Source organism: Telluria sp. AIW5, from assembly GCF_056680575.1.
Genome location: NZ_CM155289.1, coordinates 2,368,363 through 2,390,494, shown reverse-complemented (window position 1 = coordinate 2,390,494; position 22,132 = coordinate 2,368,363). Strand labels below are relative to the sequence as shown.

16 protein-coding genes and 1 pseudogene are annotated in these 22,132 nt (G+C 63.4%); 4 read left to right on the top strand and 13 right to left on the bottom strand.

Annotation, left to right across the window (positions count from 1 at the left end):
- Positions 1 to 33 precede the first annotated feature (33 nt).
- Positions 34 to 1,920, bottom strand: coding sequence for a chemotaxis protein CheA (locus tag AC1MEM_RS10480; RefSeq protein WP_499477095.1), 1,887 nt, complete (start codon positions 1,918 to 1,920; stop codon positions 34 to 36).
- Positions 1,920 to 2,795: a protein phosphatase CheZ gene (locus AC1MEM_RS10475; protein WP_499477093.1), complete on the bottom strand. Its 876-nt coding sequence runs from the start codon at positions 2,793 to 2,795 to the stop codon at positions 1,920 to 1,922. The genes AC1MEM_RS10480 and AC1MEM_RS10475 overlap by 1 nt, the downstream gene beginning before the upstream one ends.
- A 384-nt stretch (positions 2,796 to 3,179) precedes the next feature.
- On the opposite strand from AC1MEM_RS10475, the gene AC1MEM_RS10470 reads away from it, so the two are divergent.
- The 3 genes from AC1MEM_RS10470 (at position 3,180) to AC1MEM_RS10460 (ending at position 5,618) form a co-directional block, all read left to right on the top strand.
- A complete protein-coding gene (locus tag AC1MEM_RS10470) occupies positions 3,180 to 3,647 on the top strand; it encodes a universal stress protein (protein WP_499477092.1) in 468 nt (155 codons plus the stop codon).
- A gap of 79 nt (positions 3,648 to 3,726) precedes the next feature.
- Entirely contained in the window at positions 3,727 to 4,371 is a 645-nt protein-coding gene (locus AC1MEM_RS10465; protein WP_499477090.1) for a response regulator, read from the top strand.
- Positions 4,372 to 4,820: 449 nt separating this feature from the next.
- The gene (locus AC1MEM_RS10460) at positions 4,821 to 5,618 is read left to right on the top strand and encodes a Crp/Fnr family transcriptional regulator (protein ID WP_499477625.1); all 798 of its coding nucleotides are present in this window, start codon (positions 4,821 to 4,823) and stop codon (positions 5,616 to 5,618) included.
- Between the two features lie 235 nt (positions 5,619 to 5,853).
- Here AC1MEM_RS10460 and AC1MEM_RS10455 read toward each other — a convergent pair whose 3' ends face one another.
- The 8 genes from AC1MEM_RS10455 to ahpC form a co-directional block, all read right to left on the bottom strand.
- The gene (locus AC1MEM_RS10455) at positions 5,854 to 6,957 is read right to left on the bottom strand and encodes an outer membrane lipoprotein (protein WP_499477088.1); all 1,104 of its coding nucleotides are present in this window, start codon (positions 6,955 to 6,957) and stop codon (positions 5,854 to 5,856) included.
- Positions 6,958 to 7,037: 80 nt separating this feature from the next.
- Complete coding sequence (gene pdeM / locus AC1MEM_RS10450) at positions 7,038 to 7,712, bottom strand: ligase-associated DNA damage response endonuclease PdeM (RefSeq protein WP_499477087.1); 675 nt, start codon at positions 7,710 to 7,712, stop codon at positions 7,038 to 7,040.
- On the bottom strand, positions 7,709 to 10,189 hold the full coding sequence (locus tag AC1MEM_RS10445) for a ligase-associated DNA damage response DEXH box helicase (RefSeq protein ID WP_499477085.1): 2,481 nt from the start codon (positions 10,187 to 10,189) through the stop codon (positions 7,709 to 7,711). Before AC1MEM_RS10445 ends, pdeM begins: the two co-directional genes overlap by 4 nt.
- Positions 10,186 to 11,820, bottom strand: coding sequence for an ATP-dependent DNA ligase (locus AC1MEM_RS10440; protein WP_499477084.1), 1,635 nt, complete (start codon positions 11,818 to 11,820; stop codon positions 10,186 to 10,188). Before AC1MEM_RS10440 ends, AC1MEM_RS10445 begins: the two co-directional genes overlap by 4 nt.
- Positions 11,813 to 12,880, bottom strand: a complete 1,068-nt coding sequence (locus AC1MEM_RS10435) for a ligase-associated DNA damage response exonuclease (RefSeq protein WP_499477082.1) — start codon at positions 12,878 to 12,880, stop codon at positions 11,813 to 11,815. The genes AC1MEM_RS10440 and AC1MEM_RS10435 overlap by 8 nt, the downstream gene beginning before the upstream one ends.
- A 17-nt stretch (positions 12,881 to 12,897) precedes the next feature.
- Positions 12,898 to 14,604 (bottom strand): RecQ family ATP-dependent DNA helicase, encoded by a 1,707-nt coding sequence (locus tag AC1MEM_RS10430; RefSeq protein ID WP_499477081.1) that lies wholly within the window; start codon positions 14,602 to 14,604, stop codon positions 12,898 to 12,900.
- 618 nt (positions 14,605 to 15,222) lie between these two features.
- Positions 15,223 to 16,815 carry an alkyl hydroperoxide reductase subunit F gene (ahpF, locus tag AC1MEM_RS10425; RefSeq protein WP_499477080.1) on the bottom strand — a complete coding sequence of 531 codons (1,593 nt, stop codon included), beginning with the start codon at positions 16,813 to 16,815 and terminating at the stop codon, positions 15,223 to 15,225.
- 79 nt (positions 16,816 to 16,894) lie between these two features.
- Positions 16,895 to 17,458 (bottom strand): alkyl hydroperoxide reductase subunit C, encoded by a 564-nt coding sequence (ahpC, locus tag AC1MEM_RS10420; protein ID WP_499477079.1) that lies wholly within the window; start codon positions 17,456 to 17,458, stop codon positions 16,895 to 16,897.
- Between the two features lie 339 nt (positions 17,459 to 17,797).
- Between ahpC and AC1MEM_RS10415 the strand changes: the two are divergent.
- Positions 17,798 to 19,365: pseudogene (locus tag AC1MEM_RS10415) on the top strand (IS3 family transposase).
- An 86-nt stretch (positions 19,366 to 19,451) separates the two neighbouring features.
- On the opposite strand, the gene AC1MEM_RS10410 reads toward AC1MEM_RS10415, so the two are convergent.
- From AC1MEM_RS10410 to AC1MEM_RS10400, 3 genes are read right to left on the bottom strand one after another with little or no spacing between them, the layout of a single operon-like run.
- Positions 19,452 to 20,666 carry a hybrid sensor histidine kinase/response regulator gene (locus AC1MEM_RS10410; RefSeq protein ID WP_499477077.1) on the bottom strand — a complete coding sequence of 405 codons (1,215 nt, stop codon included), beginning with the start codon at positions 20,664 to 20,666 and terminating at the stop codon, positions 19,452 to 19,454.
- Positions 20,663 to 21,298, bottom strand: a complete 636-nt coding sequence (locus AC1MEM_RS10405) for a chemotaxis protein CheB (RefSeq protein ID WP_499477076.1) — start codon at positions 21,296 to 21,298, stop codon at positions 20,663 to 20,665. Before AC1MEM_RS10405 ends, AC1MEM_RS10410 begins: the two co-directional genes overlap by 4 nt.
- Positions 21,295 to 22,125 carry a CheR family methyltransferase gene (locus AC1MEM_RS10400; RefSeq protein ID WP_499477623.1) on the bottom strand — a complete coding sequence of 277 codons (831 nt, stop codon included), beginning with the start codon at positions 22,123 to 22,125 and terminating at the stop codon, positions 21,295 to 21,297. The genes AC1MEM_RS10405 and AC1MEM_RS10400 overlap by 4 nt, the downstream gene beginning before the upstream one ends.
- Positions 22,126 to 22,132 lie beyond the last annotated feature (7 nt).

The window sequence follows — 22,132 nt, the reverse complement described above, 5'->3', positions numbered from 1 at the left end:
ATATTCCGCCCTTTTTCACTCGTTCAGTGCAAATTATGCTGCCATGCGCACCGTACTGCGGCAGCCGTCCATCAGGAAGGACAGGCCCACGACCAGCACCAGCTCGCCTTCAGCCGAACGCGCGGTGCCGGTGATGCCTTCCACCGTCAGCGCCGTCATCGGCTTGATGACCAGGTCGGCCGTGCCGTCCACCGCTTCCACCGCCAGGATATACGGCTGCGGCGCGTTGATGACGATACCGACGCGCTCCACTGCTTCCTCGTAGCCGAGCGAACCGGCGAGCGAGCGCACCGGCAGCGGACGGCCCTGGTCTTTCAGCACCGGGGCGCCGCCGACCATCGAGAAGGTTTCCGGCAGCTCGACCACGCGCTCGACCACCGCCATCGGCAGCGCCAGCGAGGCGCCCGAGGTGGAGACCAGCATGGTCGGCACGATCGACAGTTCGATCGGCAGGCGGATGGCGAACTTGGTGCCGTGGCCGAGCGAGGAATCGATGCGGATCGCGCCGCGGTTCTTTTCCACCGCCGTTTTCACGACGTCCATGCCCACGCCGCGGCCCGAGACCGACGAGGCCACTTCCTTGGTCGAGAAGCCCGGCAGGAACACGAGTTGATACGCATCCTCGTCGGTCTGGGCGCCGTTCTCGCCGATCAGGCCCTTGTCGATGGCCTTGCGACGCAGCTTGATCGGGTCCATGCCCTTGCCGTCGTCCTGCAGCACAATCATGACGCTGTTCGCTTCCTGCCAGGCTTTGAGCAAAATAAAGGCCTTGGCCGGCTTGCCGGCGGCGACACGTTCCTGGGGCGACTCGACACCGTGGTCGAGCGCGTTACGCAACATGTGCACCAGCGGATCGTACAGGCTGTCGACGACGACGCGGTCGACTTCGGTCTCGGCGCCTTCGATGGTCAGCTCGACGTCCTTGCCCAGGTCTTTCGCCAGTTCGCGCACCAGGCGCGGGAACTTCTGGAACAGGCGGCCGACCGGCTGCATGCGGGTTGCCAGCGTGGCGCGCTGCAGTTCGGCCGAATAGCGCGAAGCGCGTTCCAGCGTCTCCGTCAGCGTGGCCATCAGGGTGGCCGCCTGGCCTTCGAACTTGAACTGCGCCAGGCGTTCCAGCAACACGGCAGCCTGGTTGGCGGCCTGCACGGATTCGCCGGCCACTTCCAGCAGCGCGTCGAGTTTGACGGCGTCGATACGGATGCTTTCGTCTTTCGCTGGCGCGCTGGCGGCTGCCTTGGCGTCGCTGCGGCGGTCGACGCCGTCCCAGCTGGCCTTGGCGGCCGCCGGTGCTGCTGCGGCGGCGACTTCGTTTTGTGCGGCAGGCGCGGCAGCTGCAGCGACCGGAGCAGCGGCGGCGACTGGCGCGGCCGCGACGGCGGCGCTGGCCGGCACGACGGCGTTGTACATCGCAGGCCAGTCGAGTCCGTCTTCACCCGGCGCCGAAGCGGCCGGCGCGGCAACAACCGCAGGGGTCGCCGCAGCGGCGGGCGCGGCCGGTGCAGGTGCCGGCGCTGCTGCTGGCGCAGCTTGCGTCTTGCCTTCGATCGCGTCCGTCAGGATGCGTTCGAGGTCCTGGGGCATGGGCGCGAGCTGTTCCGGCGTCGCGCCATTGTTCAGGTCGTTCAACTGGTCGGCGACAAAACCCGAGGCCTGCAGCGCCGCCTCGATCGAGAGCGGCGTGACGGGTGCGGCGCCCGTGCGCAGCGCGTCGAACAGGTTTTCGGTCAGGTGGCAGGCCGCGACCAGCGCGGGCAAGCCCATGAAGCCGGCACCGCCCTTGATCGTGTGGAAGGAACGAAACACCGCATTCAGTGTTTCCTTGTTCTCCGGATCGCGTTCGAGGCGCAGGAGGTGCTCTTCTACATTGACTGCCAGATCCATCGCCTCGACGACGAAGTCCTTGAGCATATCGTCCATTAGAATCCCAGATCGGCAAGAAGGTCGTCGACGTTATCCTGGTCCAGCGCCGCGGACGGCATGGACGGGCCCGACATCAGTTGCACCGGTACGGCTTCTTTTTCGGCCAGCTTGGCGCGCGTTTCCGGCGGAGCGTTGTCGCGCAGCAGCTGGGCGAGTTCGTTTTCCACCGTCTTGGTGATCACGACCACTTTCTTGATCAGCTGGCCGGTGATGTCCTGGAAGTCCTGGGCCATCATGATTTCCAGCAGGCGCGCCTTTTCCGCCTCGGTCGCTTCCGACACGGCAGCGGCGAACTGGCGCGAGTCGCCGGCCAGGGCCTTGAACTCGTCCAGGCTCAGCTTGCCCGCGAACAGGGCGGCCCAGCGGCCTTCCATGTCCTGGGCCTGCTTCGAGAGCTTGTCCTGCGCCGGCATGCCTTCGTCCAGGGTATTCAATACCTTGTTCGCGGCCTGTTCGGTCAGCGTGGCGACGTATTCGAGGCGGTCCTGGGCGTCGTTGATCTGCGAGGACGCCTCGGTCAGCGCGCGGTCGTAGCCCAGTTCGCGCAGCGAGTCGTGCAGCAGGCGCACGATGCCGCCGAGGCGCTCGTACATGTTCTTGTCGCTCTCGGCGCCTTCGCCGGCGGCGACGGAGGGCATGCCGACGCTCGCCACCCCGGCGGTGGCAAGGGCGGAGCCCGCCGCGTTGCCGGTGTCGAGGGCCGCCGCTTCGGCCGGGCGGGTGGAAGCGACCTGGTCGAACAGGGCGTCCAGGTCGTCTTCGTCGGCAGCGGCAGGCGCCACTGCCGCCGCCGGAGCGGGCGCAGGGGCGCTGGCGCGCTGGGCTGCCACTTCGTCGAATAGGGCGTCGAAATCGTCGGCGGCGTCGGTCATAATTCCTGCTTCTCCATGATATGAATGTGTCGCAATCTGCTTGCTTCGGTCCGGTGGACGCGGACTTCCGCGCGCGTCATGCAGTCGCTGGAAGCCCCAAAATCTAGTGAGCGAGTGTAGCAGCGTAGTTGCCGTAGGTAAATCTCTCAAAAAGCAATACGCAGAAATGGACAAGGAATCTTAATTCCAGGACAATAAATCCGTGCATTCCTGAATATTTTCGCAAGTGTGGTGTTGTTTTGTGGTCGCGTCGATTGTGCACCGTTTTTCGAGGCGTTCCGGCGGAGGCGAGCTCGTGTTTGAGCAAAGTCAACAGGTTGCGCTATCGCAAGCCCGGAACGCGAAGCAACAGCCACAATAGCGTGGCATTTCAAGGGGCTCATCATGTACCGGAAAATCCTGATTACCACTGACGGTTCGGCCGTGTCCCAGCACACGGCCTGTGCCGGCGTCAAGTTCGCGCACCAGATGGGGGCCGAGGTGCTGGCCCTGTTCGTCGCCCCGGAATACCAGTATCCGGTGTACGTCGAGATCATTCCCCCCTCCTATCCCAGCGAGGACGAATACATCGCCCAGATGCGGCGGACCGGCGAAGACTACATGGGCAAGATCATGCGCTCATGCGAACAGGCCGGGCTCGTCCACCGCTGCCTGACCGTGTTTTCGGATGCCACCGCCGTCAAAATCGTCGATGTCGCCGAACAGGAGGGTTGCGACCTGATCTTCATGGGTTCGCACGGGCGCAGCGGCTGGGGCCAGATCCTGCTGGGCAGCGTCACGAACAAAGTGTTGTCGCACACGACCAGACCGGTGCTGGTGCACCGGCTGATCAACGAGCCAGCCACAGCCTGACGGCGGCGCCGGCACGCCGCTTGCGGCGTGCACTATATAGAGCAGCCGCGGTGCGCCGCGGCGCGGGGGGATTACATCCATGATTAGAATCGTCATTGCAGATGATCATACGATCATGCGCGAGGGCCTCAAGCGCATCCTCGACGGTGCGCTCGACGTCGAGATCGTCGGCGAAGCCACCAACGGCTTCGAGGTGCTGTCGCTGGTGCGCCAGGGTGGATTCGACCTGCTGCTGCTCGACTTGTCGATGCCCGGGCGCAGCGGCGTCGACCTGATCCGCCAGGTGCGCAGCGAGGCGCCCAAGCTGTCGATCCTGATCCTCACCATGCACGAGGAAGAGCAATATGCGGTGCGGGCGATCCGCGCCGGCGCCCAGGGTTATCTCACCAAGGAAAGCGCGGGCACCCAGTTGGTGGGCGCCATCCGCAAGGTGGCCTCGGGCCGTCCGTATATCAGTACCGAGGTGGCCGAGCAGCTGGCGCTGAACATCATGGCGCCGAACGAGCAACTGCTGCACAAACAATTGTCCGACCGCGAGTTCGAGGTGTTTTCGCTGCTTGTCGGGGGCAAGTCGATCACCGAGATCGCCAACAACCTGCACCTGTCGGTGAAAACCGTCAGCACGCATAAAACGCGCATCATGCAGAAGATGGGCATGACCTCGCTGTCGGAAATGGTGCAGTACGCCGTTGCGCACCGCCTGCTGGCCCCTCTCAAGGCCTGAGCCGTACTCCAGAGGCAACGCCGGGGGCGGTTCTCTTCGGGCTTAAGAGTATTTGACAGCGGCTCGCGTTCGTTTGTGCCATGTGCGCCACGCGCCGCCCCTGGCGCCATGCCGCCGGAAGAAACAGTCATGGCGGGCGCCCATCCGGTGACGCCCCGTAGCAGTAAGAATATTCCTACAGTCCCGCCACCACTCCTACCTACACATTCAGCCCTTGCTGATACCAATGCCGAACTCGTGTTGGCATACTGAATTCAGCGTATCGACTTGCTTGCGATCTAATTTCTCTCCGTAAGCCAAGCCTGCCGCTTGACGAATCCTATTGAAGCACCCGGTGGCGGCACCCGATTCAGACCGCGCCAGCTTGAATTCTTCACTGGAGAAAAAGCATGCAGTCCCCGCAAACGCCAGAACAACGCAACGCCTCGTCGACCATGCATTCCACGCCAATGGAAGCTGGCCGCCAACGCCAGGGCCGCCTGTGGTCCAACCTGAAAGAAGTCTGCGACCTGCTGCACATTCCGGCCGCTGTTTCAATCAATTCCGAAGAATTGCTGTTCCAGCACGTACAGTTCAAGACCGGCCAGCGCGTCCACACCATCGGCCAGGCCTTCGACACCCTGTACATCGTCAACTCCGGCTTCCTGAAAACGGTGCTGATCGACGAGTTCGGCAACGAACAGGTGCTGAGCTTCCCGATGAAGGGCGACATGCTCGGCGTCGACGGCATCCACACCCGCCACTACGCCTCGGAGGCCGTGGCCCTGTCCGACTGCGACCTGATCCTGCTGCCGTTCAAGAAGCTGACCGCCCTGGGCCGCGTGCACATGGAGCTGGAAAACCTGATGTACGGCGTCATGAGCCGCGAACTGGTGCGCGAACAGGCCATGATCGGCATGCTCGGCGCCCTCTCCGCCGAGGCCCGCGTGGCCCGCTTCCTGGTCTCCCTGGCCGACCGCTTCGCCGCCATGGGCTACTCGAGCAAGCTGTTCAACCTGCGCATGACGCGCCACGAGATCGGCAGCTACCTGGGCCTGACCCTGGAAACGGTGAGCCGCACCCTGTCGGCCTTTAACGAAATCGGCCTGATCACGGTCGACCAGCGCACCATCGGCATCAAGGATCCGGAAGCCCTGAAAACCCTGCGCCGCCTGCCACCTTCGCGCTCGCGCACCAAGGCCGCCGGCGCCAAGCAGAAGGCCGAGCTGGATGCCGCTGGGGATGACCAGGTGCTGGCAGCGGTGTGATGCCTGGTATTGCCGGCTGATCCGGCGATGGAAAAGCGGCTTCGACATGGTGGTCTCCTGGTGAAACCTGCATGTCGGAGCCGTTTTGTTTATGAGGCCGCCGGTAGGGTGGGCGCCCCGTGCCCACCGTGATTTGTCCAATGACCAGCGCAAGGCGCGTAGGGTGGCGTATCAAGTCTGCCAACACTGCCCCCGTTCCGCGTGGGCACGGGGCGCCCACCCTACCGCTCTTGGGTCATTGATCCCGCGACAACACCCCATTGTTCACCCGCACCGCATCGCCTGCGCGGAAACCCGGGTCGTTCTCGTACTGCAGGGTCTGCGTCGCGCCGTTGCCCGCATAGCGCACCACGACTTCATAGCGCTGCGAACGGCGCTGGTTGCGCTCGATGTTGTTTCCTACCATCGCGCCGCCGACCGCACCTGCCACCGTGGCCACCTTGCGGCCATTGCCGCCGCCGACCTGGTTGCCCAGCAGGCCGCCGACCACGGCGCCGCCGACCGTGCCGAGATAATTGCCCTGGCCGCTGACCTCAACCACGTTCACCGCTTCCACAGTGGCGCAATTGGTGCAGTAGCGCGCGGTGCGCGGGGCGCTTGTTGCGGCGATCGGACGCTGGGCGCCGGCCAGCAACGGGCGGCCCAGGACTTGCGAGGTGTAGCGGCCGTTGGCGCGGATCGTTGCCGTCACGCGGCTGTCGGGGGCGATACGGTCGTCGCGGCGGATCGTGTAGTCGGCCGCGTATTCGCCCTGGCGCACTTCCGGCAGGAAGAACACGCCGCGCGCACCGGTAATCGTCAGTTCGACCCGCGCGCCTGGCGTGCCGAACACGGTAAAGCCGACCTCGTTGCCTGGGCCCAGGTCTTCGCTGCCGCGCACTTCGAAGCGTTCGATGCGCGGCACGGTGGCGAGATCGCCGCGGCGGTTCGGGCGCTGGGCGCCGTCGCGCACCACCGATTCGGCCAGCACGTCCGTCGCCACGCGGTTGCCCACGCGCAGGTTGGCGGTCACTGCGCTGGTGTTCGTGATGTGGTCGCGGGCGCCGATCGTGTAAGTGCCGACGTATTGGCCGGGTTCGGTTTCCGTCATGTGCACGTTGCGCGTGGCGCCATCGATGCGCAGCACCGCATTGCCGCCGGGCGTGCCGTACAGGTCGAAATGCAGTTCGACGCCCGGCGTCAGGCGCCGCACTTCCTCGACATTGAAACCGCGGATCACGGGGCCCGATCGGCTGTCCCGCTCATATTGCTGGGCATGCGCGACGGTCGGCGCCAGCGTCAGGGAGCACAGCGGTAACAGCGCGGTGACCGTGGCGCACAGGGTATGGCGAAGCTTCATGGTGTGTCTCCTCAAGATAGGCCTGGCAATTGCTCCAGCGTACGTACACCTTACGCCGATGCCAGAAAGGAAACAGTGCGCTAACGAACGCTGTGTACGGCCTCGCCCGAGGTAACGAAAATGGCGTCGCCAGGCGCGCGCGTGACGACGTGGCCCCCGGTAAACGAACCGAAGGAAGGCAGGATCATCCGGTTCGTGCCGACCACGAAGCACGGCAGGCGCAGGGCATCGAAGCGGGTCGCCAGCACCCAGGCCGGGTGGACGTGCCCTGCCAGCGCATAGCCGCCGGCGCCATTGCCGAGATCGAGATCGGGATGGTGGCAGAACGCGAAGGGCCCGACCATGTGCGGCTCGTCGACCAGTTCGATGCCGAGCACCGCCGCCGGGTCGCCCGCATGCTTGTCGTGGTTGCCGCGCACCAGGGTCAGGCGCAGGTCGCGGCGGCGCTCGCGCCAGGCCAGCATTGCCTGCTGGGTGCTGGATGCGTGCGCGGCGCGCGCGTGGAGAAAATCGCCGAGGAAAACGACGTGCCGGGCGCCATGCGCGTCGATCAGGGCGTCGAGGCCGATGAGGTTTTCAGTGGTGGTCCCGCGCGGCACGGGGATACCGAGCGCCCGGAACGAGGCCGCCTTGCCGAAGTGGATGTCGGCAATGATCAGCATCTTTTGCGCCGGCCAGAACACGGCTTTTTCGGGTAACAGGAACAACAGTTCGCCCGCCACATGAATGGCGGAATGCACAACCAACGACGTCATACGGCAGCAGCCTTCTCCAGTTCGCGCAACATGCGCGCCACGCGGTCGTTCAGCTTTTCGGTACTCACCTTTTCGCGGAAACGCTCGACCATCAGCGCAAAGCCGAAAGGCGTCGCGCGTTTGACGACACGATACGCTAGTTTGCGTGCATGGAGTTCGGCCAGGGTGTCACGCAGGCGGGTCAATTCCAGTTCCTGCTCCAGCACTTCGCGCTGGGCCTGGGTCAGCAGCAGGTTGGCCGCGTCATGCTTGCGGAACACCTCGAAAAACAGCGAGGACGAAGCCTGCACCTGCCGGTTCGATTTCGGCTGGCCCGGATAGCCCTGGAACACCAGCCCGGCGATGCGCGCCACTTCGCGAAAGCGCTGCTGCGACAACTGGGTCGCGTTCAGGCTGTCGAGCACGTCTTCGAGCAGGTGTTCGGTCTCGAACAGTCCGACCTCGAGCCCGGTCGCCCCGGCAAATTCGCGCTCCCAGTCGACCGGCTCGGGCGACAGCAGCTCGAACCCGTAGTCGTTGATCGCGATCGAAAAGGTGATCGGCTGGCGCCGCCCGATGCGGTAGGCAAACAGCGAGGCCAGGCCCATGTGCACCGAGCGCCCGGCGAAGGGATACACGAACAAGTGATAGCCTTCGCGGCTCTTCATCGATTCGAGCACCAGGGTGTCGAGCGTCGGCAGCGCCGACCACTTTGCCTGGATGTCGAGCAGCGGCCGGATCGCCTGCATCTCCGGCCCCTCGAAGCGGCCCTCGGCCGCCTGGCGCAACTGCTCCAGCGCGGCGTGCGCCAGTTCGGAGGACATCGGCATCTTCGCCCCCTGCCAGCGCGCGATCGCCCCGCGCGAACCCGTGGCGCGTTTTACAAACGCCGTCATCTCGTGCACCCGGATGAATTCCAGGATGCGCCCGCCGAACAGGAAATGGTCGCCCTGCTTCAGGCGCGAGATGAAGGATTCCTCCATGCTGCCGATCCGGCCGCCGCTCATGTACTTGATCTGGATCGTCGCGTCCGAGACAATGGTGCCGATGCCCATCCGATGGCGCCTTCCGATCGCGGTATCGGGCACGCGGTACACACCCTCCTCGTCGGGCAGCACGCGCCGGTATTCCGGATACACGGTCAAACTCTGGCCGCCGCGCGCAACGAAATCGAGCGCCCACTGCCACTCTTCCTCGGTCAGCTGCCGGTACGACCAGGCACGGCGCACCTCCTGGTAAAACTCGTCGGAGCGAAAACCGCCGCCGAGGGCCACCGTCACCATGTGCTGCACCAGCACGTCGAAAGGTTTATTGGGCACATACCGGCCCTCGATCTTGCGCTCGGCCACCGCCACCTTGGCGCCGGCCGCCTCCAGGATTTCCATGCTGTTGGTCGGCACCAGGGTCACGCGCGAGACGCGGCCGGGCGCATGGCCGCTGCGCCCGGCACGCTGCAGCAGGCGCGCGATGCCCTTGGCGCTGCCGATCTGCAGCACGCGCTCGACCGGCAGGAAGTCCACGCCGAGGTCGAGGCTGGCGGTACAGATCACCGCCTTCAATTCTCCCTTTTTGAGGCCCATCTCCACCCAGTCACGTACCTCGCGCGCCAGCGAACCGTGGTGCAGCGCGATCACGCCGGCCCAATCGGGACGCGCTTCCAGGATGTTCTGGTACCAGATCTCGGACTGCGAGCGGGTATTGGTAAACACAAGGGTTGCGTTGTAATGCTCGATCTCGTCGATCACGGGTTTCAGCATCTGCAGGCCCAGGTGCCCGCCCCAGGGAAAGCGCGACACGTCTTTCGGGATCAGCGAATCGACGACGATCTGCTTTTTCGTGTCGCCCTCGACCAATACTCCGGGCGACTCAGCTTCCACCTCGCCGAGCAGCACCTGGCGCGCGAGGTCGAGGTCGCCCATCGTCGCCGACACGCCCCAGATGACGAGCTTCGGCCGCCAGTGCCGCAGCCGCGCCAGCGCCAGCTGCACCTGCACGCCGCGCTTGCTGCCCATCAGCTCGTGCCACTCGTCGATGATGATCATGTCGAGGTGCTTGAACTGTTCCGCAGCGGCCGCATGGCTGAGCAGCAGCGACAGGCTTTCCGGCGTCGTGATCAGCGCAGAAGGCCAGCTGCGCGACTGGCGCGCGCGTTCGGCCGAACCGGTGTCGCCGGTGCGGGCGCCGACCGTCCAGTCGGGCGCCAGCACGGCGGCCGATTCTTCCAGCGCGCGCTGGGTGTCGGCGGCCAGCGCGCGCATCGGCGTGATCCACAGCACGCGCAATCCTCGCATTGGCCCACCCTTCCGTCCTTTGGTCAGCGCTCCCCTCTGCAGCGCCGCCAGCCAGACCGCATAGGTTTTACCGGCGCCGGTATTCGCATGCAGCAGCCCGGACTGGCCAGCCAGCGCCGCCTTCCACACTTCCTTCTGAAACGGGAAAGCCTTCCAGCCGCGCGAGGCGAACCACTCCTTGACCGTCTTTTGCGCGGGACCGCTCATGCACCCGCGGCGGCCAGCAGGCCTTTCAGGGTATCGAGCGTATCGGCATCCTCGACCGTTTTATCGTCGCGCCGGCGCAGGATGCGCGGGAAGCGCACGGCGATGCCGGCCTTGTGGCGCGAGGACAGCGCGATGCCCTCGAAGCCGATCTCGAACACCATCGTCGGCTTCACCGAGCGCACCGGGCCGAATTTTTCGATCGTCGTCTTGCGGATCGCATTGTCGACTTGCGCGATCTCGGCGTCGGTCAGGCCCGAATAGGCTTTCGCAAAGGGCACCAGCTTGCGCTCCCCTTCTTCATCGTCCCAGACGGCGAAGGTGTAGTCGGTGTAGAGCGAGGCACGCCGGCCATGCCCGGCCTGGGCATAGATCAGCACCGCGTCGATCGAATAGGGATCGACCTTCCACTTCCACCAGGTGCCGACATCTTTCGTGCGGCCCACCCCATACTGGGCGCTTTTCGCTTTCACCATCATGCCCTCGACGCCGCGCGTGCGCGATTCGGTGCGCAAGGCAGCCAGCGCTTCCCAGCCCTCGGCATGGATCAGCGGCGAGATTTTCAACTGCGGCTGGTCGATGGCGGCGACTTGCGTTTCCAGCAGCGCGCGCCGCTCGTGCTGGGGCAGCGCGCGCAGGTCGACGCCGTCGAGTTCCAGCAAGTCGTAGCAGACCAGCACCGCCGGCAGTTCGGCCAGCAGCTTGGCGGACAAGGTCTTGCGGCCGATCCGGCGTTGCAGTTCCGCGAACGGCGCCGGCACGTCGTTCGCATGGTCCCAGACCAGCACCTCGCCATCGACGACCGTCCCCTCGGGCAGGCGCACGCTGCACAGTTCCGGGAAGCGTTCGCTGATGAGGTCTTCGCCGCGCGACCACAGGTAATTCTGCGCGCCGCGCCGCACCAACTGGGCGCGGATGCCGTCGTATTTCCACTCGACCTGCCAATCGTTCAAGTCGCCCAGCGCGGCCGGGTCGCCTTGCAGCTGGTGCGCGAGGAAGAAGGGATAGGGCTGGCCGCCGCGCAGCTTGTGCTCTTCATCCGATTGCGCGGCGATCAGTTGCAGGAATTTGGTGGCGGTCGGGCGCACGCTGCCGTCGGTCCAGCCCATCAGGCGCTGGGCGATCAGTTTGCTGTCGACAGCGGCAATCGCCGCGAGTGCGCGTGTGACCAGCAGTTTCGAGACGCCGACCCGGAAGCCCCCGCCGATCAATTTGCAGAACAGGAAGCGCTCGCGCGTATCGAGCTCGTTCCAGTAGCTGAACAGGGCTTCGCGAATGACGGCCGGGTCGGCCCCGCGCAGGGTGCCGATGCGTTCCGTCATCCATTCGGCGAGACCCACGTCGCTGCGCTTTTCGGGCGGCGGCAGGATGTGGGCGATCGTTTCGGCCAGGTCGCCGACGGCCTGGTAGGACTCCTCGAACAGCCACTCGTCGAGCACCGCGTATTCGATCGCATACTGGCGCAGCAGCTTGGTCGGCACCGCCTGGCGCGGCTTGCCGCCGGCCAGGAAGTACACGGCCCAGGCGGCGTTTTCCGGTGCGGCGGTGGAAAAATAGGCTTGCAGCGCCTCGAGCTTGCGGTTGGTGGCGGTGGTTTCGTCGAGTTCGGCGAACAGGCGGGCGAATTCACGCATCGCTGCCCTCCTTCGCTTCATTTGCTGCCGTCACGGCTTCCGCAGCTTCGGCCGGTTGCGGGGCGATGCCGACGTCGTCATCGTCGTCGCCGTATTCGGTGTCGAAACCGGCGGCGTCCAGGCCCTGCTGGCACAGCCATTTCACCATCACGGGAATCGAGCCATGGGTGACGATGATGCGCTGGGCGCCGGTGGCGGCGATTGCGCTCATCAGGCCCGGCCAGTCGGCGTGGTCGGACAGCACGAAGCCGCGGTCGACGCCGCGCCGGCGGCGAGCCCCGCGCAGCTGCATCCAGCCGCTGGCAAAGGCGTCGCTGTAGTCGCCGAAGCGTTTCATCCAGGCCGAGCCGGAGGCGGACGGCGGCGCGACGACGATGGATTGCTTCAGGGCCGCCTTGTCGACGTCGCTCACCATCACGGTCGGCGGCAGCATGATGCCCCCTTCCCGGTACACCCGGTTGAGCGGCTCGACCGCGCCATGGCAGACGATCGGCCCGATGGAAGGATCCAGGCCAGAGAGGATGCGCTGGGCCTTGCCGAAGGAATAGCCGAAGATCACGCTGGTGCGGCCTTCGTCGACATTCTTCTTCCACCAGCGGTTGATGTCGTCGAAGATCGCCTGCTCGGGTTCCCAGCGATAGATCGGCAGTCCGAAGGTCGATTCGGTGATGAAGGTGTCGCAGCGCACGGGTTCGAAAGGCGCGCAGGTTTTATCGGGCTCGATCTTGTAGTCGCCCGAAGCGACCCAGACCTCGCCCTGGTATTCCATGCGCACCTGGGCCGAACCCAAAACGTGGCCGGCAGGATGGAGGGAGATGGTGACGCCGTTGTGCACGACGGTTTCGCCGTATTCCAGGCCATCGACCTTGATCTCGCCGAGGCGCGAACGCAGCACGTGCACGCCGCTGGCCGCGGTCAGGTAGTTGCCATGGCCGTAGCGCGCGTGGTCGCCGTGGGCGTGCGTGATCACGGCGCGCTCGACCGGCCGCCAGGGATCGATATAAAACCCGCCAGGGACGCAGTACAGCCCCTCCTTGCGCACTACCACCATATCTGCCATGCGGTCCTTTCCCGGTCTTAGGCCGGCTCCACAAAGTCTGCCATAAAGCTCCGGTGCTCGCCGTCCGGGAAGTCGATGCCGACCTGGTCGCCGGCCACCGATACCACCACGCCCTCTCCATACTTCGGCACTTTCACCTTCATGCCCGCTTCGAAATGCGGACCGGCCGGTTCCGGCTCGGGCGTGTGATCGAATTCGTCGTCGCGGATCTCGATGTTTTCCAAATCGATCGAAGGCGGATTCTTGCAGTTATCGCAGCGGCAGCACTTCTCGAATCCCTCGACCTCGTCGCCGAAATAATCGAGCATCAGCTTCCAGCGGCAGAAACCGCTCACCGCATACCCCACCATTTTTTCGAGCGATTCGCGGTCGTGGTCCTGCTTCTGCACATACACCTCGGCCAGCTGCTCGAAGTTGACCGCCTTCGGCTCGTTCGCGGTGATGACGAACTCGAGCTTGCGGTTCTGGCGCACGAACTTGCCGTCCTTGAGCAGCTTGAGGCAGACCTTGATCTTCGCTTCGTTCAGGTCGACCAGCTTTTCCTCGATGCGCTCGGTCGTGACGGCGCCCTCTTCCGCCAGTTCACGCGCGGCCTCGTAGACCGAGCGGATCTCGGCCGCATCAGGATAGTGTTTTACGAGGAAGAACTGCTGCAGGCGCTTGTCGTCCTGCAGGAAGAGCAGCGTGCACTGCGCATCCGCGCCGTCGCGTCCGGCCCGCCCCGACTCCTGGTAATACGATTCGAGATTCGCCGGGATCTGCAGGTGGATCACGAAACGGGTGTCGCTCTTGTCGATGCCCATGCCGAAGGCGTTGGTCGCGACCATGATGCGCCGCTCGTCGTTCATGAACAGGTCCTGGTTGGCCTTGCGCTCGGCGCTCGGCAGCTTGCCGTGGTAGATCGTGACCGATTCGCCCGCTTCTTCGAGGATGCGGTGCATTTCCTCGGCCGCCTTCACGGTCGCGGCGTAGACGATGCCGACGCCCGCCGTTTCCGCGACCAGGCGCCGCGCCTCGGCGAATTTTTCATCGAGATTGGTCACCTGCACCACGTTGTAATGCAAATTCGGCCGGTAGATGCCGGTGTTGATGACGTTCATGCGCGGCCGGTTCAGCTGGCGGCCGATGTCGTCCATGACCTCGTCGGTGGCGGTGGCGGTGAGCGCCAGCACGGTCGGCTGGCCGAGCGCGGCAATCGCGGCGGCCATCTCGATATACGCCGGGCGGAAATCGTGGCCCCATTGGGAAATGCAATGGGCTTCGTCGATCGCGACCAGCACTACCTTCGTTTGCTTCAGCACCGCGAGGAAGTCCGCAGAAGCCAGGCGCTCGGGCGTGCAAAAGACGATTTCGCATTCGCCCGCTGCGATGGCGTCGAGCGCCGCATGTTCTTCCTCGGCGTTCAGGCTGCTGTTGACCTGGCAGGCACGGATGCCCAGCTCCTCGAGTTTACCCAACTGATCCTTCATCAGCGAGATCAGGGGCGAGACGACGACCGTCAAGCCTTTTAACAGATGCGCCGGAATCTGGTAGCACAGCGACTTGCCGCCGCCGGTAGGCATGATCGCCAGCGTGTCCTTGCCATCGAGGACGCTGTCGATGACGCGTTGCTGGCCGTCGCGCAGGCGTTCAAGGCCAAACACGGAACGCAACAGCTTTTTGATGGAATGGCGGCGCACTGCGAGCAGGCCGTTATGCAGGAGTTGGGGGTCGTGTCGGGTCATGTCATGACTGTAATTCGCACCCGCGAACACGGCTATAGGACGCCGGCTAGGTGCCACGTAGGAGCGACTCTCTGAGGCCCTTCCTGCGGCTGAGACAGTGGCGCAAGGCCTTTTCCTACAGAACGGCGGATTGCCCGCCGATGCCGCGCAATGCGGGCTTGCCCCAGAATGGCACCATACCAAACGAAAACACGCCCCCTAGAGAATCGGAGAAACAATCATGATGCGCTCGATCCCAACTACCCTGACCGCACTCCAACTTGCCCTCGCCGGTCTCGCCACCTGGCTGGTATATGAAACGAATACCCTGCAGAGCGCAGCGGTACTGATGTTTCACTGAATCCCGCGTGCTATGCGGCAGCGTCGGCCAGTGATGTCTGGCTGAAATCATTGTCGCAAAACATTGCCCTGTCTGGCGCACGATAACGCCGGGCAACAACGATTGGTAACAGGTTCCAGACCGGTGCAGCGTACGCACCGGCAATTATCAAAATGGCAGCGCCATCCGACCGGATGGCGCTTTTATTTTTTTGGATGCGGGAATGCACGCCGATGAGCCATAAAAAAACGCCATTCCGACTCGCATCGGGATGGCGTTTTTACTTACTGCGCGATGAATCAAGCAGCCTTGGCAGGCATCTCAACCGCGTCGGTTTCTTCCGTCGACAGGCGCATCAGGTAATCAAACGCCGCCAGAGACGCCTTGGCACCCTCGCCCACCGCGATGACGATCTGCTTGAACGGCACCGTGGTGACGTCGCCGGCCGCGAACACGCCCGGGATCGAGGTTTCGCCGCGCACGTCGACTTCGATTTCGCCGTACGGCGACAGCTCCAGCGTACCTTTCAGCCATTCGGCATTCGGCACCAGGCCGATCTGCACGAACACGCCGGCCAGTTCGACAGTGTTGAGGTCACCGCTGGCGCGGTCCTTGTAGCTCAGGCCCGTGACTTTCTTGCCGTCGCCCAGGATTTCGGTCGTCTGCGCCCCAAGGATCACGTTCACGTTCTTCAGGCTGTAGAGCTTGCGCTGCAGTACGGCGTCGGCACGCAGCTCGTTGCCGTACTCGATCAGGGTCACGTGCTCGACGATGCCGGCGAGGTCGATCGCCGCTTCGACGCCCGAGTTACCGCCGCCGATCACCGACACGCGCTTGCCCTTGAACAGCGGACCGTCGCAGTGCGGACAATAGGCCACGCCGTGGTTCTTGTACTGCTTTTCGCCCGGCACGTTGATTTCGCGCCAGCGAGCCCCGGTCGAGAGGATGATCGACTTCGATTTCAGTACGGCGCCATCCTCGGTCTGCACTTCGAACAGGTCGCCGACGCGCTCGAGCTTCGAAGCGCGCTGCAAATTCATGATGTCGACCTCGTAGTGCTTGACGTGCTCTTCCAGCGAGACGGCAAATTTCGGGCCTTCGGTTTCCTTCACGGAGACGAAGTTCTCGATGGCGAGGGTATCGAGTACCTGGCCGCCGAAGCGGTCGGCGACGACGCCGGTACGGATGCCTTTGCGGGCGGCGTAGATTGCCGCGGCCGCGCCGGCAGGACCGCCGCCGACGATCAGCACGTCGAAGGCTTCTTTTTTCGACAGCTCGGCAGCCATGCGCTTGCCGGCGCCGGTGTCGAGTTTCGACAGGATTTCCTCGACGCTCATGCGGCCCTGGCCGAAATGCTCGCCGTTCAGGAACATCATCGGCACGGCCATGATCTGGCGCGACTCGACTTCATCCTTGAACATGCCGCCGTCGATGATCGTGACCTTGATGCGCGGGTTAATCACCGACATCGAGTTCAGCGCCTGCACGACTTCCGGGCAGTTGTGGCAAGACAGCGAAATGAAGGCTTCGAAGACGTAATCGCCATCGAGATGTTTAATTTGTTCGATGACGGCGTCGTCGAACTTGATCGGGTGCCCGCCCACCTGCAGCAGGGCCAGCACCAGCGAAGTGAATTCGTGGCCGAGCGGAATGCCGGCGAAGCGCACGCCGATGTCGGTGCCGACGCGGTTGATGGCAAAGGACGGAGCGCGCACGGTGGCGTCGTCGCTGACGCGGTACGAAATCTGGGTGCTCAACGAGGTGATTTCCCGGAGCAGCTCTTCCATTTCGCGCGCCTTCGGCGAGGCGTCGAGCGATGCAACGATCTCAATCGGCTGCACCACTTTTTCCAAATAGGCCTGTAATTGCTTCTTGAGGGTTGCTTCGAGCATGATTTTTCCTTGAATTCGGTGAAGAGTGGATGCCGGCATACTGCTGGCCGGCATCCCGGTACTGCTAACTACTTACTGCTTAGATCTTGCCGACCAGGTCGAGGGACGGGGTCAGGGTTTCAGCGCCTTCGGTCCACTTGGCCGGGCAGACTTCGCCTGGGTGCGAAGCGACGTACTGGGCAGCCTTCACTTTGCGCATCAGTTCCGATGCGTCGCGGCCGATGCCGTTGTCATGCACTTCCATGACCTTGATCTGGCCTTCAGGATTGATGACGAAGGTACCGCGCAGTGCCATGCCTTCTTCTTCGATCATGACCTGGAAGTTGCGGGCCAGGACGCCGGTTGGGTCGCCGATCAGCGGGTAGTTGACCTTCTTGATCGCGTCCGAGGTGTCGTGCCATGCCTTGTGGGCGAAGTGGCTGTCGGTCGACACGCCGTAGACCTTGACGCCCATCTTTTCGAATTCAGGCTGGAATTCGGCCAGGTCTTCCAGTTCGGTTGGGCAGACGAAGGTGAAGTCGGCCGGGTAGAACATCAGGACGGACCAGGTGCCTTTGAACTGCTCTTCCGTCAGGTCGATGAATTTGCCTGCGTGGAAAGCGGTTGCCTTGAATGGCTTGATCTCGGTATTGATAAGGGACATGGAAGCTCCTGTTGTGTTGTGAATCAAAGTTGATGAATGCAAGTGTAAAGCGCTTGCGGTCGCCTGTAAAATTAATTGATCGGATGAATTCGATTAATTTCTACTATCGCTAGGAGGAAACAAGTCCGGCCATGGCTGGCAGGGCTGGTTAATCTCGCAAGAGACCTGTCAGTGTGCGGGAAACGCGCGGTCTTTGCAACCGCGCGTCCTTTTGAAGAGCTGGGGTCAGGTCTGACATTTAGACACGACCTCGACGGTAGACAGTGGAACACAGTAGAGATCGTGTCCGAATGCCCCCTCTGTCAGGCTAGTTGTCACCTTATATTTTTAGGAGACAACATGAGTAAAATGTATTCTGACGCCTTCATCGAACAAGCCTTGGTGAAGGTGTATTCTCGCGGAAAACGCACCATACAAGACGTTGCAGACGATTTGCACGTCAACGTCTACACGGTCAAGAACTGGATACGCAGAAAGAATTTGTATATGTTGAAAGCCTCTTCCGACAGGGAAAAGCGGCCGCAGGACTGGAGCCGAAGCGAGCAGCTGGTGGCCCTGCACGAAACGCACGCATTGGATGAGGAAGCGCTGCAGGCATGGTGTCGTGAGCGTGGGCTGTTCGTGCACCATCTCGAAGCATGGCGTACGGCCTTCTGCCTGGATGCAAAGCCGGCCGTGGCCACCGATGCACGCGAGGTGCGCAGCTTGCAGCAAGAGAATGACAAATTGAAGCGGGAGTTGGATCGGAAAGAGAAAGCACTGGTGGAGGCCGCAGCGCTGCTTTTACTGCAAAAAAAGTTCAATGCGCTGTGGGAGGACGAGGTCAAATGACCTTGCCCGCAGCGCGGGCCGATATCGTCGCGATGGTCGCCCAAGCCGTTTCCTCGGGAGCGCGCCATACCAAAGCATGTGAAATCATCGGCTTGAGCTTGCGCACATTGCAGCGCTGGAAGCTAGTCGGTGCTGCGCCCGATGGGCGTACGACGCGCGTCCAACAACCAGTTCATGCGTTGACGGCGCGAGAGCGTGAAGAGATTCTCGCTATCGCCAACTCGGCCGAGTTTGGCCAGATGCCGCCTAGCCAGATCGTGCCGCGCCTGGCCGACCAGGGCACTTACCTGGCCTCCGAATCGACGTTCTATCGGGTGTTGCGAAGCGCTGGCCTGGTCAAGCATCGGCAGGCGGCGCGGCCGGTTCAAGAGCGCAGCAAACCGCGCGCCATCTGTGCTACGGCGCCTAACCAGCTCTACAGTTGGGACATTACCTATTTGCCGAGCGGGGTAAAGGGAATCTATTTTTACCTGTACATGTTCATCGATATCTACAGCCGAAAGGTCGTTGGCTGGCAGGTTTATCGGGACGAGCATAGCAACCTTGCGGCCGAGGTCATGCGCGACATCTGTGCACGTGAAAAAATCCAGCCCAACCAGGTGATTCTACATTCCGACAATGGCAGCCCGATGAAGGGCGCGACTATGCTGGCGACCTTGCAGGCACTGGGCGTGATGCCTTCGTTCAGCCGGCCGGCCGTCAGCAATGACAACCCGTATTCGGAGTCGTTATTCAAGACCTTGAAGTACCGTCCCGACTATCCCGGTAAAGCATTTACGGACCTCGCACACGCACGCAACTGGGTGGCCAGATTCGTGCGCTGGTATAACAACGAGCACCGTCACAGCACCATCAACTTCGTGACGCCGACCCAACGTCACGCGGGCCTCCACCACGTGTTGCTGGCAGCCCGCACAGCCGTCTACAACGCTGCACGTGAGGCCAATCCGCTGCGTTGGACCGGGGCCATACGCAACTGGTCGCCGATCAGGGAAGTGCATCTCAACCCCGACCACGCGATCAGCGAAACCACAGCGCCGGCGACCAATATGCCGGCTTTTAGAAGAGCAGCTTAACGGCTGCTCACGCGACAACTAGCTTGACAACCACCGAATGTCAGACCTGACCCCAGCCTTTGCCGTTTGCGGGTTCTGTTGAAAGATTAAGCAGAGACGGCGGCGGGCGCCATGATGACGTCGCACGGCAACGCCAGGCTGAAGGTCGAGCCTTGCCCCGGCGTGCTGGTGACGCTGAGCTCGCCGCCATGGGCCACCGCCAGCTGGCGCGAGATATACAGGCCGAGTCCCAGGCCTTTCGGCTCGCCATTGCGCGCCCCACGCTCGAAAGGCTGGAAGATGCGTTCGACATCTTCCGGCGCGATTCCCTTGCCCTTGTCGATGACGTCGATACGGGCGCACTTGCCTTCGACCACGACGCGCACCTCGACATCGCAGCCCCCGCCGTAGCGAAGCGCATTCGTGAGCAGGTTGACCACGACCTGCTCGATGCGGAACTCGTCCCAGCAGCCGGTGACCGGCGAATGGGGCGCGAGCGTGATCGAGCAGCCGCTGGCGGCGGCCTGCAGCGACAGGTCGCTCACCACGCGTTCCAGCATGCCCATCAGTTCGACCTGGGCCGGGCGCACCGACAGGGTGCCGTTCCTCATGCGCGTGACGTCCAGCATGTCGTCGATCAGGCGGATCATGGCCTTGATCTGGCGCTCGTCGCGCTTGATCATCGCGCCCATCTGCTCACCGGCAAAGGCCTGCAAATTGCCGCGCTTGAGGTGCAGCGTGCGCATCTGCGTCTCTAAAAAGAGCGTGTTCAGCGGCGTGCGCAGTTCGTGCGCGACCAGCGACATGAAATCGTCGCGCATGCGAAGGGACCGCTGCAGTTCGGCCTGCGTGGCATTCAACTCCTGGAGCAGGATTTCCTGCTCGCGCCGGCTCTTTTCCAGCGCTTCCATCTGGCGCCGCGTCTCGCGCCGCTGCTGGTCGAGTGCGACGAAGACGTTCACTTTTCCGCGCACCGCGTCCGGATCGAGCGGCTTGTAGAGAAAATCGACGGCGCCGGTCTCGTAGCCCTTGAAGGCATAGTTCAGCTCGCGTCCGGCGGCCGAGACGAAGACGATCGGGATGTTGCGCGTGCGCTCGGTACCGCGCATGAGTTCGGCGAGTTCGAAACCGTCCATGCCCGGCATCTGCACGTCGAGGATGGCCAGCGCGAACTCGTGTTCGAGCAGCAGCGCCAGCGCCTCCTCACCGGAATGCGCATGGAAGACGAGGCGTTGCTCGTCGCGGATCAGGGCGTCGAGGGCGCGCAGGTTGTCGGGCAAGTCGTCGACGATGAGTAATTTGCTAGGTTCTTGGACGCTCATATTGTTGTCTCCAGCTGTGGCAGCAACGCGCGGATGGCGGCCAGCGGCAAAACCAGGTGCGGGGCGCACAGCCGGATGGCGCCTTCCGGCATGGCGCTGGCCTGCGCGCCTGCCGGGTCCTGGACGATGGTCAGGCCGCCGCGCTGCCTGATCCTTTGCATGCCTTCGGCGCCGTCGACATTGGCGCCGGTAAGTAAAATGCCGGCCAGCGAAGCGCCATAGGCGTCGGCGGCCGACTCCATCAGCAGGTCGATGGCCGGACGCGCATAGTGCACCGGCGGCTCGCAGCTGAGGGAAAAAACGCGATCCTGTTCGATCGACAGATGATAGCCGGCGCCGGCGAAGTACACGGTGCCGGGTTCCACCGGCGCCTTGTCGACGGCTTCGCGCACCGGCAGCGCCAGGCGCGCCGCGAACAATTCGGGCAGGCGGCTTTCGCGGTCGGCGGGCACGTGCAGGATGCAAACCGTCGCCGGCCCGAAGCCGGCCGGCAAGGCGGGCAGCAGGTCGACCAGCGCATCCACGCCGCCGGCCGAGGCACCGATGACGACGGCCTCGATCTTGCGGCCGGCCAGCGCCGCATCGACCGAATGAGCGACCGACTGCGTCACGGATTCAGCAGCAGCACTCATTCCGCCGCCTTGCGGAAGATGCGTTCGCGCCGGGCGATCGGCTCGAAACGGTTGGCGTAAGTCGAAAAGTCGATGCTTTCCTTGCTGCCCAGCGCCAGGAAGCCGCGATGGCAGAGCGACTCGTGGAACAGGCCCAGCACGCGGTTCTGCAGGCGCCGGTTAAAGTAGATCATGACGTTGCGGCAACTGACGAAATGCGTTTCCGAAAACACGCTGTCGGTCGCCAGGCTATGGTCGGCAAAGGTCACGTTCTCCATCAGGAAACGGTCGAACAGCGCCCCGCCATAGGCCGCCGTGTAGTAATCGGAAAACGCGCGCTTGCCGCCGGCTTTTTGATAGTTCTCGGTGTACAGGCGCATCCTATCCAAAGAAAAAACGCCGCGCCGGGCCGCTTCCAGCGATTCCGGAGTGATGTCGGTCGCGTAGATCAGGCTGCGTTCGAGCAGGCCTTCTTCGTGCAGCAGGATCGCCAGCGAATAGACTTCCTCGCCGGTGCTGCAGCCGGCCACCCAGAGTTTCAGCGACGGATAGGTCGACAGGTGCGGCACCACCTGGCTGCGGATGGCCGCATGGTACTCGGGGTCGCGGAACATTTCGGTGACCGGGATGGTGAGAAATTGCAGCAGCCGGGCAAACGCTTCCGGCTGGTGCATGACTTTCGCCTGCAGCTCGGACACGGTCGCACAGTCCATCTCGCGCATGGCGACGATCACCCGGCGTTTTTGCGAGGCGCCAGTGTAGTCGCGGAAGTCGTAGTTGTACTTGAGGTAGACCGCCTCGACCAGCATCCGCAGTTCGATGTCGATGTCGTCCAGGGGATGCTTCATCGGCGAA

Excerpts from the sequence above, each read along its gene's own strand:
- AC1MEM_RS10475 (WP_499477093.1), bottom strand. The coding sequence starts at position 2,795 with ATGACCGACGCCGCCGACGATTTCGACGCCCTATTCGACGAAGTGGCA.
- AC1MEM_RS10440 (WP_499477084.1), bottom strand. The coding sequence starts at position 11,820 with ATGCGTGAATTCGCCCGCCTGTTCGCCGAACTCGACGAAACCACCGCC.
- AC1MEM_RS10410 (WP_499477077.1), bottom strand. The coding sequence starts at position 20,666 with ATGAGCGTCCAAGAACCTAGCAAATTACTCATCGTCGACGACTTGCCC.
- pdeM (WP_499477087.1), bottom strand. The coding sequence starts at position 7,712 with ATGACGTCGTTGGTTGTGCATTCCGCCATTCATGTGGCGGGCGAACTG.
- AC1MEM_RS10435 (WP_499477082.1), bottom strand. The coding sequence starts at position 12,880 with ATGGCAGATATGGTGGTAGTGCGCAAGGAGGGGCTGTACTGCGTCCCT.
- AC1MEM_RS10480 (WP_499477095.1), bottom strand. The coding sequence starts at position 1,920 with ATGGACGATATGCTCAAGGACTTCGTCGTCGAGGCGATGGATCTGGCA.
- AC1MEM_RS10460 (WP_499477625.1), top strand. The coding sequence starts at position 4,821 with ATGGAAGCTGGCCGCCAACGCCAGGGCCGCCTGTGGTCCAACCTGAAA.
- AC1MEM_RS10465 (WP_499477090.1), top strand. The coding sequence starts at position 3,727 with ATGATTAGAATCGTCATTGCAGATGATCATACGATCATGCGCGAGGGC.
- AC1MEM_RS10470 (WP_499477092.1), top strand. The coding sequence starts at position 3,180 with ATGTACCGGAAAATCCTGATTACCACTGACGGTTCGGCCGTGTCCCAG.
- AC1MEM_RS10405 (WP_499477076.1), bottom strand. The coding sequence starts at position 21,298 with ATGAGTGCTGCTGCTGAATCCGTGACGCAGTCGGTCGCTCATTCGGTC.
- AC1MEM_RS10400 (WP_499477623.1), bottom strand. The coding sequence starts at position 22,125 with ATGAAGCATCCCCTGGACGACATCGACATCGAACTGCGGATGCTGGTC.
- AC1MEM_RS10445 (WP_499477085.1), bottom strand. The coding sequence starts at position 10,189 with ATGAGCGGTCCCGCGCAAAAGACGGTCAAGGAGTGGTTCGCCTCGCGC.
- AC1MEM_RS10455 (WP_499477088.1), bottom strand. The coding sequence starts at position 6,957 with ATGAAGCTTCGCCATACCCTGTGCGCCACGGTCACCGCGCTGTTACCG.
- AC1MEM_RS10430 (WP_499477081.1), bottom strand. The coding sequence starts at position 14,604 with ATGACCCGACACGACCCCCAACTCCTGCATAACGGCCTGCTCGCAGTG.
- ahpF (WP_499477080.1), bottom strand. The coding sequence starts at position 16,815 with ATGCTCGAAGCAACCCTCAAGAAGCAATTACAGGCCTATTTGGAAAAA.
- ahpC (WP_499477079.1), bottom strand. The coding sequence starts at position 17,458 with ATGTCCCTTATCAATACCGAGATCAAGCCATTCAAGGCAACCGCTTTC.